Here is a 14,986-nt window from a genome sequence, read left to right on the forward strand (position 1 = left end):
AGCTCGTGGCCGAAGGCAAAGTCAAGGCCCCCATCGTGATCGGCCGGGACCACCTGGACTCCGGCTCCGTGGCCTCCCCCTACCGGGAAACCGAGTCCATGAAGGACGGCTCCGACGCGATCGCCGACTGGCCGTTGCTGAACGCCCTGACCGCCGCGTCCTCCGGCGCGACCTGGGTCTCCATCCACCACGGCGGCGGCGTGGGCATCGGCCGCTCCATCCACACCGGCCAGGTCTCCGTCGCCGACGGCACCGACCTCGCGGCCCAGAAACTCGAACGCCTCCTCACCAACGACCCCGGCATGGGCGTCATCCGCCACGCCGACGCCGGCTACGACCGCGCCATCGAAGTCGCCCACGAACGCGGCGTCCGAATCCCCATGGAAGAAACCAACTAGCTCCCAACCCCACGTCGATTGCTCCGTAACCGTCGTTATGACCCACCAAAACGACACCTACGGAGCAATCGATGAGAAAGAATCACTCCCATGATCGAAATTGACGGACGCCGGCTTGAACTCGGCGACATCGTGGCGGTAGCAGCAGGCCGCAATAAAGTGACGTTGGCGCCGTCGGCCGTTGAACGCATGACGGCGTCCAAGCGCTCCGCCCGCGCGACGGCACAGGCACGGCCCGTTTACGGGCGGTCCACAGGCGTAGGAGCTAACCGCTCCGTGACCCTCAACCAAGCGGACACTGAGGTCGACGCCCACGGCCTTAACTTGTTGCGGAGCCATGCCGTCGATGCCGGACGCGCCCTTGACCGCGAGACCGTCCGGGCGATGCTGACCATCAGGCTCTCCCAACTCGCAGCCGGCGCATCCGGGATCAACCCGGCCGTAGCCGACGCCGTTTCGGAGATGCTCAACGCCGATGCCCTGCCGGAAGTACGGGAATTCGGCGGAATCGGCACCGCGGATCTTCCCGCCCTGGCGGGAACGGCTCTCACCCTCCTCGGTGAGCGGCCCACAATGGACGGCAAGAAAGTCCCGGTGCCACTCGAGACTTGGGCGACCGAGGATGCGCTGCCCTTCATCAGCTCCAGCGCGCTTACCATCGCCCAAGCCGTCCTGGCGCATCAGAAGCTGGCGACCCTGCTGGAGAACCTGACGACTGTCAGCGCGCTGACATTCACCGCCATGTCAGGAAACCCCGAAGCGTTCGCCCCGGAAGTTGCAAAGGCGGCGGAATCGGACGCACTGGCAGAAGTGGCCGCCACCCTTCAGGGGCTGGTATCAGGGCATGGCAAGCCCGCCCGCATTCAGGATCCGTATTCCCTGCGCATGCTTCCGCACGCATTAGGCGCCGTGGTGGAAGAACTCGACGCGCTGAAGCTCCTCTTGGAGCGTCTGGTGGTGGCAGGCCATGAGAACCCCATGGTCTTCGGCTCCGTGGAAGATGGCAGCAACGGCGTGGCGCACCACGGCCTCTTCCAGATGTCCACACTCGCACGGCGAATTGACGGGTTGCAGTTGGCACTTGGCGCAGCATGCACCAACACGCTTGGAAGGATCAGCCGGTTGTGCGATCCCACGTACACGGGCCTCCACAGGTTCCTTGCAGTCGACGACTCCGGCCAGTCCGGCGTCATGATGCTGGAATATGTCGCGGCCGCAGCGACGGGCCATATTCGAGCCAATGCCCAGCCGGTGAGCCTGCAAACGGTGGTCCTGTCCTTGGGCGCTGAAGAAGATGCAAGTTTCGCGAGTGTGTCCACCGCCCGGCTGGATTCCACCGTTCGGGCGCTTGCAACGGTTGTTGGTGTTGAACTCCTTTGCGCGTCACGGGCACTGAGGCTGCAGGGCCGGACACCCGGAGAATTCTCGAGTCCGCGGTTCCGAAAGGCCTTCGACGCCGGACTATCTTTGCCCGCCGACGTCCAGGACCGGGATCTCCGCCCCGATGTCGACGAGGCGACCCAACTTGCGATCCTTCCGGAGTTCGGGCGCTAAGCGTGCTTAGCTATGGACTGCCGCCCCGGACGGGCGTAGCTTAATATCCAAACACCGCACTGGGGAGGTGGAGTGTTTGGCTGGGTATCTGGGGTGCCGTGGCATTTCTTTGGTTCGCCCCGTTCTTCTCGCCGTTTTTGGCGCATTGGCGTGGTTGCTGTGGCTGGCCGGTCCTTCGCAGGCCACAGACCTTCTGCCGACGATTCCGGCTGTCCCGATACCTTCGGTTTCCCTGCCCCCGGTTCCCCTCACCGATCCTGTTGGGCCGCTCGTCGACCACGTCCCGTCCGTGGTTCCAAGCCTGGGTCCGTTGGCCACAGTTCCTAAGACCGTGGTCAAACAGCTAACGGAGCACGTCTTGACACCGGTCGTTGGAGTCGTCGACGCTGTGCCGTCCGTGGTCGAGAACACGATCAGGGAACTCCCGGCATTGCCCGAGCCGCCTTCCGTCCCGGCATTGCCTGAGCCGCCTTCCGTGCCGGCATTGCCGCCGGTGCGCGGAATACTGCCGCATCACGGGCCAAGCGTTCCAGCTGTCCCTCCGACCCACTTTTCGCCCTCGGTCCAGTCCGGACCGGGAGCGATCACCCGGAACCCCGGATTCACAAGGAACACCGGATTCCTGCCGGACGGGGTTGTCTTCATGCCCCCCGCAATGTTTGCGACAACGGATGTGTCGCCGGTCCGCGGCGGACCTCCGCCTGACGCACCGGATCCTGCGTCGGTGTCGCCACCCGGGGCAGGATCGAGGTCCGGTCCGGAGGGCGGTTCCGCCTTTGGCGCGGCAGATCTGCCGGAACAACGTGCGCTGGCGCCGCCACCACGCGATGGCCGGATCCCCGATAGCCGGCAAAGCCCCTCGGCCGAACCTGCATTCGATCCTGGTTCCTCTCCCGACTGATCAGGCCGCCCCTGCCCTTTTGGCAGGCACGACCAACTGCGTCGCATCGCGCAGATCACCGTCTTAGTCAGGAGAAGACCATGCAGGACCATAACCGCTTGATAGGAAATTGGCCCGACCCTATGCAGAAGGGAGGCATATAGATAGCACCGCGACAGGCGCTCAGCGCCTATAAAGGGAACAAGGACGCCGGCCGCGCAGTCAGTCTGACTGCGCGGCCGGCGTCGTGATGCTGAAGATCGGGCCACGCCCTTTTAGAACAGGCCGTTCACCACGGCCTGGGTGAGCTGGTGGAAGATGTCGGTGCGGGCCGGGATATCGCTCTCGTCCTGGCCTTTGGTATAGACCACGAATGCGTAGGAGTTGGTTCCGTTGGTGAGAATGCTGGCGTCATGGAGTTCGTCGTCGAGCAGTCCGTACTTGTGGAAAACAGTAATTCCGGCCGGAACCGCGGCGGGGATGAGTGATTCGTAGTTGGTGTTCTGCATGTAGGACAACAACTGTGCGGTGTCCTGCTGGTTCAGGAGCTTCCCGCTGTAGAGGCCGGCCATGATGCTGGCCATTTCGCTTGGGGTCAGGGTGTTGTTCATGGGGTCATAGCTGACGCCGATCGATGCGGCATAGGCTTGCAGTTCCGAATAGCCGACCGCGTCCATGATCAAGGACCAGGAGTCATTGTCGCTGTCCTGGATCATCTCCTTGATCTGGAATCCGGCCGTGTAGTCGCCCAAGGGATCGTCAAGGGACACTGCGCCGGTTTCGACAAGGTGGTAGTACGCGGCGGCAGCCAGGACTTTGGCGGTGCTTGCTGCCTCGAAGGGCGCCTGGACCCCGTACTGATGGCTCGATCCATCGGATAGGTCGATCAGGGTGACGCCGATCTGGTACTGGTTGTTGGCGTCGATGATGGCGTTGATCTCGGAGTCCAGCGCGGGGGTCACCCCGGTACCCGCAACAGCCGGCACTGAAGCTGCGGGAGCCGCCGCAGCTGGAGCGGCAGTCGGAGCCTCGGCCGCGGTCGACGACGGTGCGGCGTCCGCCGTCGTCGGGGATGCGGCTGGAACTGCTGCCGACGGCGTAGCGCTGGCTACCGCCGATACAGCATGGGAGACGGACGAGCGGGCATGCGCAGCTGAGTAGACCGTGGCCGTCAGGGTCAGGGCCAGAGCGGCCGCGAAGGCTGTCAGCAAGGCCGATCGACGTCGGCGGGGACTCCAGCGGTTCCACCGATTTCTCTTTCGTCCGGACCCTTGGCCGGGACGACGGGGCTCTTGCTCTTCCATAATGAACCAACCGTAGCTACTTCAGCTATGTAAGAGCTATGAAAATCCTGTCCGTCAGCCACGTGTCGCCTGGGTGAATATCAGGGGTTTCGGAGCGGTGAGCCCAATACCGTGAACCGCGTGCCGCCCATCTCTCCGGACAGCAGTGGCATTGCCTCACTTATGGCGGCCCGGACGCTGTCCAGCTGCAGCGATCCTTGGTGTGCTTCTGCCGATTCCCATAATTCGCAGACAAAGACCGTGTCAGGCGATTCTTCGTTGACCCCCACCTCGTAGAGGAGGCAGCCCGCGCCGCGGAGCTCCGGTTTCGGTCTGAGCAGGATAGAGACGACGGCGTCGCGCTGGCCGGGTTTCGTGCCGAGGCTTCCTACATTTGCAAAAGTCATGGGCCCATTGTGCTTCATTCCTCCGACGTTATTGGGGAATCGAGTATCGGCGGACAAAGTTGCCGAGGATCTTCATCGGTTCGGTCGCCGTGATCTTGCGGGCATCTGCCATCAGCTGTTCAGCAGCCTCGGGCGGGAAATATCCGGCGTGGCGATAGGTGTCAATCCGCGTAACGAGCCCCTCGGCGTCGAGCTCCGGATGGAATTGAGTGGCGTAAAGATTCCTCTTGATCCGGAACATCTGCACCGGGCAAGCGGCCGAACCGGCGAGCAACACCGCGTGTCCTGGCAGGACCGTGCAGGCTTCCTTATGGCCTGTAAAGGCGACAAAGCGCTCGGACATGCCTTGGAGGAGCGGGTCTTGGAGGCCCTCCGCTGTGAGTTTGATGGTTACCCCGCCGAGTCCCTCACCGTAGGTCCGGTCAATCACAGCCCCTTGGTGAAGCCCCAGGGTTCCGACCCCATAGCAGGCCCCCAGAAAGGGAAAGTCGGCGGCAACAATCGTGTCCAGCAGGTCCGCAAGTTCTTTCTCCACCCGTTTCTGGACCGGGCTCTTGTGCTCCGGCAGGTCACTCGAGGTGAAGGGACTGCCACCCACAATCACGCCGGAATAGTCGGAGAGCTCAAGCGGCGGGAGGGGCACCGCCTCCATCCGGATGCGTTGTAGCTGCTCGGGAGCGAGCCCTCCAAAACGAAGATACGCCAGGTATTCTTCCTCGGCGGCGGCGTCTTCGGCGCGAGATGCGAGCAGGAGAAACGGCTTCACAGGCTAAGTGTGCGCGCGGTGGCCGTGACGCGCCAGCGTTCGGCTGAAACATCCGTTTTGGGGGCGGTGAGCCGCCGTTTACGTGGAAGAAATGTCCGGATTTCCGTCCCGGTGGAAGGATTTCACCTCCTTTGGCCCTGAAATCCGCGGAATCACTGGGATTCCGGGTGCCCGCTCCGGGCGGCCCCGAGTCTGCGCCGGGGTGGCGTTAACATTCCCGAAACACGCCCGTCATGCGTTCTTCACGCCGAGGCAAGTTATGTAACGTCCCCGCAATTTTTCCTCGCATTGCTTGAAACACGGAACCGGAAATATTGAGCAGGGGAAGAACGGGGCCAAGCTACGGCGGTCCTCCTACGGCATTCCGATAAGAAGGGAAACGCACGTGAATATCACTGCGGAAAACGTTTGGGTGATGGTGTCGGCGGCACTCGCACTGCTTATGACTCCGGCACTCGGCCTCTTCTACAGTGGCATGACCAGGGCCAAGGCCTCCCTCAACATGATCATGATGAGCTTCATCTCCGCGGGCATCGTAGGCGCCGTGTGGATCCTGTGGGGCTACTCGATGATCAGCGGCAAGAGCGTCCTGGGGATTTTCGGCAATCCGTTCAGCAGCTTCGGCTCGGCGGACCTGGTCGGTTCCACCGATCTCATCAAGCTCGGCTTCAGCGCCACCTTCGCCATGGTCACCGTGGCCCTGATCAGCGGCGCCATCGCCGACCGCGCCAAATTCACTTCCTGGGTCATTTTCGTCCCCATCTGGATCACTCTGGTGTACTGCCCGTTGGCTTTCATGGTCTGGGGCGGTGGCCTCCTCGGCCCTGGCGGAGCCATCAGTTCGGTCTTCGGACAGGTGATTGACTTCGCCGGCGGCACAGTGGTGGAAATCAGCTCCGGCGCAGCCGCGTTTGTCCTGGCGTTGATCCTTGGCAAGCGTCACGGCTTTGGAAAAGACCCGAACCACCGCCCGCACAACCTCCCCCTCATCATGCTTGGCGCCGGCCTCCTGTGGTTCGGTTGGTTCGGTTTCAATGCCGGCGCGGCCACGACGTCGGCGCAGGCCGGGTTGATCTGGGTGAACACCCTCGTAGCCCCGGCCGGGGCAATGCTCAGCTGGTTGGTCACCGAGAAGATCCGGCACGGCCACCCCACATCCCTGGGCGCCGCTTCCGGCGTCGTTGCCGGCCTCGTGGCTATTACTCCGGCCTGCGCCAATGTGGCTCCCGCCGCAGCCCTCGGCCTGGGGCTGGTGGCCGGCGCCGCCTGCGCGGTGTTTGTCGACCTGAAACACAAGTTCGGCTTCGATGACTCCCTCGACGTCGTGGGCGTACACCTCGGTGGCGGCCTTGTCGGCACGCTCGCGCTCGGATTCATCGCGCTGCCGGTGAACGGCAAGGGTGGGGGATTGTTTTACGGAGGCGGACTCCAGCAGCTCGTGGCGCAGATCGTGGCCATTCTCGTCACCCTCGCAGTGTCGGGAATCATGACCGCAATCATTGCCCTTGTCATTCACAAGACCGTTGGATTCCGGGTCAGCCACGAGGCGGAGCTCGCCGGCGTCGACTTGTCCGAGCACGCCGAGACCGCCTACGAGTTCGGTAGCATGTCCCGGAGCCACTTCAACGCCCTCCCCCACGTCAACATCCCGCTTGCCGCTGCCGCCGTCCCGGTTTCAGCCCGAGCCGCTTCGGCCGTCCCCGTCTCGGCCCGAGCCGCTGCCGCCGCTTCGTCACCGGACGCCGCTCCCGCCGTCGAGCTCCAGCACGAAAAGCAAGCCGACCCCGCTTAGCGGAAGCAGGCATTTCCGCAGCCGCAAGGGACGCGTACGCTCAATTTGTGGATATCGTCGATTTCCTCTCGGACCGTCTGAACGAGGATGAAGCTGCGGCGCGGAAACTCCTCGGCGACCGTTCCGTCTCCGAGGCGGGCAAATGGTACGAGCGACGCCTTCTCCTGGAATGCGAATCAAAAAGAAGGCTGCTCAGGATCGTGGAATCCGCACGGCAGACGGCCCTGGCCACAATGGTTCGCGGCACGCTTGGTGATACGCCGCAGTGGATCCCGGAATCAATCGAATGGACCACGAAATCGTTGAATGCCCTCGCGCTGCCCTACTCTGACCATCCGGACTTCGAGCCGGAATGGCTAGCGGGGACGTAGCTGGCAGGCTCTAGCCGAATGGGGACGAATCGGCAGGATCTTGCCGAATTGAGGTATTAGCTGCCCCTCAGCAGCCAAAATCATCACTTTCGGCAGCATCTTGCCGATTTTGGCAAAATGGTTCAGAATGGACCTAGAAAACTGCCAAATCGGCAACATCATGCCGGATCATCGGAGACTCGTGGAAGACCTAGCGGCGATTGCGGCCACCATACGGAAAGCACGCAAAGAGGCCGGAATCACGCAAGCTGACCTTGCCGACCTTGCCGGGACTTCCGAAAGGACCGTGCGGGCGATTGAGACCGCCACCGGGAATCCTTCGCTGGGGGCCGTCGTGGCGGTAGCCAACGCCGTCGGCCTGCACATGGCGGCGGCCTGATGGTCGACGATTTCGAGGAGTTGAAGTTCGTTCGTGCAGCGGACGTTCACAAAGGCGGTGCCCTGGCGGGCCACCTTGTCCGCACTCGCCACGGCGGGGTCAGTTTTTCCTACGTGGCGGAGTACCTGACTTCCGGTTTGCCCGCGGTTGCCAGTTCATTGCCCCTGACGAACCTTCCCGTCGAGACTCCCGCTGGCGCTCTTCCGTCGTTCTTCGCGGGCCTGCTGCCGGAGGGGCACCGGCTGAGCGTGCTCAGGGACGCCACCAAAACCAGCCTCGACGACGAACTCACCCTCCTGCTCGCGGTCGGGGCCGACGCGCCCGGGGACGTCCAAGTGGTCCCTACCGGGGAAATTCCCGTGGAACCGGCACCCCTTGCCGACACATCCAGGCCCGAGGAACTGGACTTCGCCGCCCTTGCCAACGCAGTGGACCGCCATGCCATCCCCGGCGTACAGGACAAGGCAAGTGCGTCCATGCTGACTACACCGCTGTCTCTCCGGGGGCAACGGTATCTGCTCAAACTCGACCCGCCCAACCACGCACACTTGCTGGCGAACGAAGCGGTACATCTCACCGCCGCCAAGGACCTCAAGGTCCCTGTAGCCAAGAGCCATATCATCACCGACATGCACGGGTTGCCTGGGTTGCTCGTGGAGCGCTTTGACCGCGTTCAGGTCAAGGACCGCTCCTGGGTGCGCCTTCCCATGGAAGACGGAGCACAAGTCATGGGCCTGCCGCCGGCTTCCAAGTATTCCGTGACATCGGAGGACGTCGCTGCTGCGCTAGCCGGACGGTGCAAAGCCCCACTCGTGGCAAGCCGCAATCTGTACCTGCAGTTTGTCTTTGCCTGGCTGACCGGGAACGGTGACCTCCATGCCAAGAATCTCTCGATCCTTGGGGGCCGGCACGGAGGATTCGTCATGGCCCCGATCTACGACATTCCATGCACCTTGCTGTACGGAGACGACTCGCTCGCGTTGCCGGTGTCCGGGAAAACCAAAAACCTCAAGGCGAAGCACTGGGCCGATTTCGCGTCGAACCTCGGCTTGCCACGACGCGCTGCCGCCGCCGCCAATGCATTGGCCCTGTCAGCTTCTGGAAAGGTCAAATTGGAGGACCTACCGTTCACCGGGTCACCGCTCCGAGGTGCCCTGCGCGAGTTGAGGTTCCGGCGCGGAGAGCTGGCGGGCTGAGACCCCGGCGGCGACCCGACTCCGACACCTGCCCACTCCATCAGTTCACTGATGGAGTGGCTGATGGTTCCCTGCGAGTCGGGCCAACGTGTTTCGCGGCTCCTAGCTTTGGGACCATGAAATTCAAAACAATCCCGGTCATCATCGGAACATTGTCTTGTGTGCTCGTTGGCGGCGCTGCGTTCGCGGCGGTTTCCACGTTCGCCGGCCCCCACGAGGACGGAACGGCAGTCACTTCCATCGGCATGCGCGTCACGCCAACCGGACAGCAGACCTCACTCGGAGACCTCCCCCTCAACTCCGCCATTTCGCCCGACGGCAAGAGGCTCGCGGTCACCAACAACGGTCAAGGTACGCAGTCACTGCAGCTCGTCGATCTCGCAGACCACGAGGTAGACCAGACCATCTCTTACAAGTCCCCGGAATCTCTCTACATGGGCTTGGCGTGGAGCCCTGACGGCACCAAGCTTTACGCCAGCGCGGCAGCAAACTCCAAGATCCGCACCTACAGCTACTCCGGCGGCAAGCTGGCAGAAGGCGCACCCATCCAGCTTCCCACCACGACGCCCGCGGGCAAGGCCCTGAACCTCTTCCCGGCCGGATTGGCGATCACACCCGACGGTAAGCGGTTGGTTGTTGCAGATCAGCTCGCTGACGCCGTGTCCGTCGTCGACCTCTCCACTGGCAATGTCTCGACGACGCCGGCCGGTCACCGACCGCTTTCGGTCACGGTTTCCCCGGATGGCACGACGGCGTTCGTCACCAACCAGGGTGCCTCGGACCTTTCCGCGGTGGACATCACAGGCGCCGAACCGAAGGTTTCCCGCACCGTCACGGTGGGCCTCCACCCCCACAAGTCCGTCCTGTCGAAGGACGGCCGTACGCTTTACGTCGCCAACGGCGACGACGACACCGTCTCGGTTGTGGATACCGCCGCCGGCACAAGCTCGAGCGTCAGCGTCGCACCGGAAAAGGGCGCACCGGTGGGAACCAATCCCACCGGACTGGCCCTGGACGAAGCCGGGCACCGCCTCTTCGTGAGCAACTCCGGCAACAACGACGTCGCCGTCGTCGACCTCGCCCAGAACGCAGTCGCCGGTGTGGTGCCCGCGGGCTGGTACCCGAGTTCGTTGGCCTTCAGCGCCGGGACATTGCATGTCACCAACGCGAAGGGGCTGGGCGCCGGACCCAACAACGGGCCTGGCCACCCGAACCCGGAGTCAACCGCACCGGCCGCCGAAAACCAATACAGCGGATCGATGATCGTTGGCACGCTGAGCAGTTTCAGCGTTCCGGAGGACGGCCAGTTGCAGAAGGCCACCGAGCAGGTCAAAAACAACAACCGCCCGGAAACCGCCGGTGGCAACATCATCCCGCGCCAACCAGGTCAAGAGAGTCCCATCAAACACGTGATCTACGTGGTCAAGGAAAACCGCACCTACGACCAGGTGCTTGGGAGCCTCGGCAAGGGCAACGGAGATCCTTCTCTGAATCTCTTTGGCGACGAGTCCGCGCCGAATATGCGGTCCCTCTCCAAGAAGTTCACCACCATTGACAACTTCTACGCCGATGCTGAAGTCAGCGCCAACGGTTGGAACTGGGTGGCCTCTGCCAACTCGAACCCGTACGCAGAGCAAATGTGGCCGGCCAACTATTCGGGCCGCAAGGCACCGTATCCCAGCGAAGGAAACGCACCTGAAATCGCGGCCCAACAGCCTGACAACACGTATGTCTGGCAGCGGCTCGCCAAGGCAGGCGTCAGTTTCCGCAACTACGGCTTCTACGTTTCCAACAACGCCGGCACATTCAACGCCGCGGACCCTGTCCTGGATGCGCAAACCGACCACAACTACCACGGTTACGACCTGAACTGCCCTGATTCGGCCGGTTCGTTCGCACCGCTGAAGCCCGGCTGCGGTACTCCACGTATTGAAGAATGGGCCAAGGACTTCCAGTCCCAAGTGACGTCCGGAACCGTTCCCACGGTCCAGTTCGTCCGGCTGCCGAATGACCACACGCAAGCTACCCGCGCTGGCGCCCCCACGCCGAGGGCTTACGTCGCGGACAACGACTACGCTCTTGGGAAGCTGGTGGACACCGTGTCCCACTCCTCCGCCTGGAAGGACACCGCCATCTTCGTCACGGAGGATGACGCGCAGAACGGCCCGGACCATGTGGATGCGCACCGCACCTTGGCGCTGGCCATCAGCCCCTACACCCAGACCGGGAAAGTCGATTCAACCTTCTATAGCACGGCTTCAATGGTCCGCACCATCGGCCTCATCGCCGGCATCGGCCCGCTGACGCAATTCGACGCCTTCGCCACTCCCATGAACGCGTCGTTCACGGCCAAGCCTGACAACACGCCGTACACCGCGCTCAAGCCCAGCTACGACATGACCACCGTCAACGGCGCAAACGCTCCGATGGCCCCCCAGGTAGCCACCCAGGACACTGCCACCGAAGACAAGATTGATGAGCAGCTGTTCAACAAGTCCATCTGGCAGTCAGTGAACGGCGCCGACTCGAAGATGCCCGAACCCCAGCACAGCGTGATCGGTTCTGGTTCCGGTTCTGGTAGCCAGCCGGCCGCGAAGGATCCCGACGGCTAGCCAAAAAAAGCGGGCCACTTCCCCTGTCAAAGAATTAGTCCAGAATCTATTCTGTTGATGGACCGGTATATATGCGGTCCGCCAGGCCACCGGCACGTCCCGGGAAGCCCATCCCGCTCCGGGGGCCGTCTCTCTGAGGAGGCGTCCATGTCAACTCCCGATGTACCGACCCGGGGGCCGGCAAGGCCCGGTCCGTATATTGTGGCCGGAATCCTGCTAGCCATCGCCATTCTGGTTCCGCTGCTCGTCCCGACGTATTCGATTGATCAGCCGCGGCTAGCTGGCATGCCGTTCTTCTATTGGTACCAAATGCTCTGGGTTCCGATCACCGCGGTCATGGTGGGCGTCTCCTATCGGCTGGTGACCAAGGAGGACCGCCGCCGCCGCGAGGTCGCGCGGGGCGCACGCACTGAGGAGCAGGGACAATGAGCGGGCTCGCCGTCCCGCTGGCGACCACAGCGGATCGGCCCGTCAACGGCGTGGCACTCGCCGTCGTCGTCGTCCTCTTTATCCTGGTGGCGGTCTTGGGCTTCTTCGCCGCACGCTGGCGCGCGGGTAAGGAAACAGGCCTGCACAGTCTCGATGAGTGGGGCCTCGGCGGCCGCGGCTTTGGGACGTGGGTGACGTGGTTCCTTCTCGGTGGCGATCTTTACACGGCCTACACATTCGTGGCCGTTCCGGCCGCAATGTGGGCCACCGGCGCCGTGAGCGGCTTCTTCGCTGTGCCGTACACGATCGTGCTGTACCCGATCGTGTTCCTGTTGATGAGCCGTTTGTGGTCGGTCTCGCACAGGCATGGGTTCGTCACGCCGGCGGACTTCGTGGGCGGGCGTTATGGCAGCAGGGCGCTGACGGTTGCGGTGGCCCTCACTGGCATCGTCGCCACCATGCCGTACATCGCGCTGCAATTGGTCGGCATCAAAGCCGTGCTCACGGTGTTGGGCCTCGGCAGCGCGCAGAATGTGCTGCTGACTGACCTTCCGCTGATCATCGCGTTCGTGGTCTTGGCCGCCTACACCTACACCTCGGGCCTTCGGGCGCCGGCGCTTATCGCCGTCGTGAAGGATCTCCTGATCTACCTCGCGGTCATCGTTGCTGTGATCTACCTGCCGATCAAGTTCGGGGGCTGGGACAACATCTTCGATGCGGCCCAGACGAAACTCGACGCCATCAGCCCGGCCACAGGCAAGCCAACCGGCGTCTTCATCCCGGGTGCCGCCAGCTACTCGGCGTACTGGACACTGGCCCTGGGATCGGCCATGGCGCTGTTCATGTACCCACACTCGGTCACCGGGGTCCTGGCGACCAAGAGCAGGAATACCATCCGCAAGAATGCCGCGGTCCTTCCGCTGTACTCGCTCATGCTGGGGTTTCTTGCCCTCCTGGGTTACGCGGCCATCTCTGCAGGCACCAAGCCGATTGACTTGAACGGTGCCGTCAATCCGCAACTGGTGGTTCCGCAGCTGTTCCTGGACAACTTCCCCGCGTGGTTTGCAGGGATCGCCTTGGCGGCTATCGCTATCGGCGCGTTGGTCCCGGCCGCCATCATGTCGATCGCTGCCGCCAACCTGTTCACCCGCAATATCTACCGCGACTTGATCCGGCCCGACGCCGACCCTCGGCAGGAAGCGAAGGTCTCCAAGATCGCCTCGCTCGTGGTGAAGTTCGGGGCGCTGATTTTCGTGATCGCCATGGACCAGTCGGCCGCCATCAATATGCAGCTCCTCGGTGGAATCTGGATCCTGCAAACCTTCCCGGCGATCGTGGCAGGGCTGTACACCCGATGGTTCCACCGCTGGGCGCTCTTCGCAGGCTGGACCGCCGGGATCATCTACGGAACCGTCGCGGCGTACAACGTGGTCAACCCCGTGACGAAGGCCAACTTCGGCGGCTCCATCGCTGCCATCCCCGGCACCAACGTGCAGGTTTACATCGCCGTCGTAGCATTCGCGATCAACCTCATCGTCGCTGCAGTCCTCTCCCTGGTCTTCCGCGCGATGAAGCTCCCCGACGGAAAGGACATCACCCGTAACTCGGACTACGGAGCCGACGAAGACGATCCCAAGGTTGCCGAACTCCAGCGCGAGTACCCGCTGGGCGAAACGGGAGGCGGAACGTTCTGACCGGATCTGCTTCTGACTGGATCTGCGCGCTAACGCTTCGTCGACAACATTGCCACGGCAGCGATATCCCGCGGTGTTGTCCGGCAGCACCCGCCAATGAGGCGAGCGCCGGAGCCACTGGGCCCGCCGGGTCCCCGCGTCTTGGTGACGGCGTCGTAGCTAGCGTGCCTAAGCGGCCGGCCGTTCCGGTCGGTGGCGGCTGCGAAACAGGTCCCCGAAATAGTGTGCCGCCATGACGGGCGGGTCTCCGTTCAAGTGCGTGCCTGGCAGGGGTGGGGCTGTGGATTGGTAGGTATGTCCTGTGGGGGGTGCGGATGTCGAGGACATGCCGCTTCCCGGGGCCGGTTTGTGCTGTCCGGGTTTGTGCTGTCCAGCCGGTGAGTTCTTTGGTGTGGTTGCAGGCTTCGCAGACCCCTGCCCCGTTGGCCAGGCTAGTCGTGCCGCCGTCATGCCAAGGGATGATGTGGTCGAAGTGCCTGATGGGCGCGTCGCAGTAGGGCGTGCGGCAGGTGTCGTCGCGGGCTTGGATGAAGCGCCGCAGCCCTGCCGGGAAAAGCCGCGCCCTCGAGTCGGCGGCGACAAGCTCCCCGGTTCCGGGGGCGGTGTAGAGGCGCCGGAGCCAGAGCTCGAATGCCTGATCCCCGGGCCGTCCGGGTTCGGCTTGGCTATCCCCGGACGGAACCCGGGCAGAGGTTCCCTGTCCGGTCTGGCCGAGTTTGGTGTTGCCGGTGTTGTCCTTGTCCCCGTTGAGCAGTGTCCTGGCCCAACCTGCGGGGACGATGCCGTACCCGGGGAGGCGGGCGGGTTCGCTGTCGCCTTGGAACAGGGTGCGGTCGGTCATGATGAGCTGGACTTCGACCCCGCTGATCCCTGCGGGGGTGCCGGTGGTGCGTTCGATGAGGGTGTCGGCCATGATCTGCCCCCGGGACCGGGTCTCCCCGGAGGCGCGGAGGGTGTCGGCGTGCCGGGACAGGGCCGCGTGCACGGCGACGCCCTGGGCGACGGGTAGCAGGGCGGTGAGGTAGGTCATGGTGTCCGGTGCCGGGCGGAGGCTGACGTGGCGTTCGGCGGCGGCATGGCTGGCGCGCTGGGTGACGGAGCGGGGGTCCCGCCGGTAGGCCGCGGTCCGGGCCGCGGCGATGATGGCCTTGTCTCCGGCGCCGTCGAAGGTTCCGGTGTCGGCGGCGAGTTCCTCGTCCACGGCGGACCGGTCTTCGGCGGACAG

11 protein-coding genes and 2 pseudogenes are annotated in these 14,986 nt (G+C 63.6%); 9 read left to right on the top strand and 4 right to left on the bottom strand.

Going from position 1 to position 14,986, the window contains the following annotated elements; translation table 11 throughout:
* Positions 1-398: pseudogene (locus AB4Z38_RS24900) on the top strand (urocanate hydratase); the annotation flags it as partial.
* A gap of 90 nt (positions 399-488) precedes the next feature.
* Positions 489-1,952: an aromatic amino acid ammonia-lyase gene (locus AB4Z38_RS24905; RefSeq protein ID WP_441432205.1), complete on the top strand. Its 1,464-nt coding sequence runs from the start codon at positions 489-491 to the stop codon at positions 1,950-1,952.
* Positions 1,953-3,107: 1,155 nt separating this feature from the next.
* Here the strand turns inward: AB4Z38_RS24905 and AB4Z38_RS24910 are convergent.
* The 3 genes from AB4Z38_RS24910 to AB4Z38_RS24920 form a co-directional block, all read right to left on the bottom strand.
* On the bottom strand, positions 3,108-4,043 hold the full coding sequence (locus AB4Z38_RS24910; RefSeq protein ID WP_441432206.1) for a serine hydrolase: 936 nt from the start codon (positions 4,041-4,043) through the stop codon (positions 3,108-3,110).
* A 173-nt stretch (positions 4,044-4,216) separates the two neighbouring features.
* Positions 4,217-4,522: a putative quinol monooxygenase gene (locus tag AB4Z38_RS24915; RefSeq protein WP_234754291.1), complete on the bottom strand. Its 306-nt coding sequence runs from the start codon at positions 4,520-4,522 to the stop codon at positions 4,217-4,219.
* 28 nt (positions 4,523-4,550) lie between these two features.
* Positions 4,551-5,288, bottom strand: coding sequence for a glutamine amidotransferase (locus AB4Z38_RS24920; protein WP_441432207.1), 738 nt, complete (start codon positions 5,286-5,288; stop codon positions 4,551-4,553).
* Between the two features lie 385 nt (positions 5,289-5,673).
* On the opposite strand from AB4Z38_RS24920, the gene AB4Z38_RS24925 reads away from it, so the two are divergent.
* The 7 genes from AB4Z38_RS24925 to mctP all read left to right on the top strand — a co-directional run bounded on the left by AB4Z38_RS24925 (position 5,674) and on the right by mctP (position 13,761).
* Positions 5,674-7,080: an ammonium transporter gene (locus AB4Z38_RS24925; protein WP_441432208.1), complete on the top strand. Its 1,407-nt coding sequence runs from the start codon at positions 5,674-5,676 to the stop codon at positions 7,078-7,080.
* Positions 7,081-7,127: 47 nt separating this feature from the next.
* Positions 7,128-7,451 (top strand): DUF6221 family protein, encoded by a 324-nt coding sequence (locus AB4Z38_RS24930; protein WP_234754299.1) that lies wholly within the window; start codon positions 7,128-7,130, stop codon positions 7,449-7,451.
* Between the two features lie 127 nt (positions 7,452-7,578).
* Positions 7,579-7,830: a helix-turn-helix transcriptional regulator gene (locus tag AB4Z38_RS24935; protein ID WP_441432209.1), complete on the top strand. Its 252-nt coding sequence runs from the start codon at positions 7,579-7,581 to the stop codon at positions 7,828-7,830.
* Entirely contained in the window at positions 7,830-9,026 is a 1,197-nt protein-coding gene (locus AB4Z38_RS24940; protein WP_441432210.1) for a type II toxin-antitoxin system HipA family toxin, read from the top strand. Before AB4Z38_RS24935 ends, AB4Z38_RS24940 begins: the two co-directional genes overlap by 1 nt.
* A 116-nt stretch (positions 9,027-9,142) precedes the next feature.
* A complete protein-coding gene (locus AB4Z38_RS24945; protein WP_441432211.1) occupies positions 9,143-11,638 on the top strand; it encodes an alkaline phosphatase family protein in 2,496 nt (831 codons plus the stop codon).
* A 147-nt stretch (positions 11,639-11,785) separates the two neighbouring features.
* The gene (locus AB4Z38_RS24950) at positions 11,786-12,067 is read left to right on the top strand and encodes a DUF3311 domain-containing protein (RefSeq protein ID WP_441432212.1); all 282 of its coding nucleotides are present in this window, start codon (positions 11,786-11,788) and stop codon (positions 12,065-12,067) included.
* Positions 12,064-13,761 carry a monocarboxylate uptake permease MctP gene (gene mctP, locus AB4Z38_RS24955; protein ID WP_441432213.1) on the top strand — a complete coding sequence of 566 codons (1,698 nt, stop codon included), beginning with the start codon at positions 12,064-12,066 and terminating at the stop codon, positions 13,759-13,761. The genes AB4Z38_RS24950 and mctP overlap by 4 nt, the downstream gene beginning before the upstream one ends.
* A 168-nt stretch (positions 13,762-13,929) precedes the next feature.
* On the opposite strand, the pseudogene AB4Z38_RS24960 reads toward mctP, so the two are convergent.
* A pseudogene (locus tag AB4Z38_RS24960) lies at positions 13,930-14,986 on the bottom strand (HNH endonuclease); the annotation flags it as partial.

Source organism: Arthrobacter sp. 2RAF6 (genome assembly GCF_052115205.1).
Classification (GTDB): domain Bacteria; phylum Actinomycetota; class Actinomycetes; order Actinomycetales; family Micrococcaceae; genus Arthrobacter.

Excerpts from the sequence above, each read along its gene's own strand:
- AB4Z38_RS24950 (WP_441432212.1), top strand. The coding sequence starts at position 11,786 with ATGTCAACTCCCGATGTACCGACCCGGGGGCCGGCAAGGCCCGGTCCG.
- AB4Z38_RS24905 (WP_441432205.1), top strand. The coding sequence starts at position 489 with ATGATCGAAATTGACGGACGCCGGCTTGAACTCGGCGACATCGTGGCG.
- AB4Z38_RS24935 (WP_441432209.1), top strand. The coding sequence starts at position 7,579 with ATGGACCTAGAAAACTGCCAAATCGGCAACATCATGCCGGATCATCGG.
- AB4Z38_RS24945 (WP_441432211.1), top strand. The coding sequence starts at position 9,143 with ATGAAATTCAAAACAATCCCGGTCATCATCGGAACATTGTCTTGTGTG.
- AB4Z38_RS24915 (WP_234754291.1), bottom strand. The coding sequence starts at position 4,522 with ATGACTTTTGCAAATGTAGGAAGCCTCGGCACGAAACCCGGCCAGCGC.
- AB4Z38_RS24940 (WP_441432210.1), top strand. The coding sequence starts at position 7,830 with ATGGTCGACGATTTCGAGGAGTTGAAGTTCGTTCGTGCAGCGGACGTT.
- mctP (WP_441432213.1), top strand. The coding sequence starts at position 12,064 with ATGAGCGGGCTCGCCGTCCCGCTGGCGACCACAGCGGATCGGCCCGTC.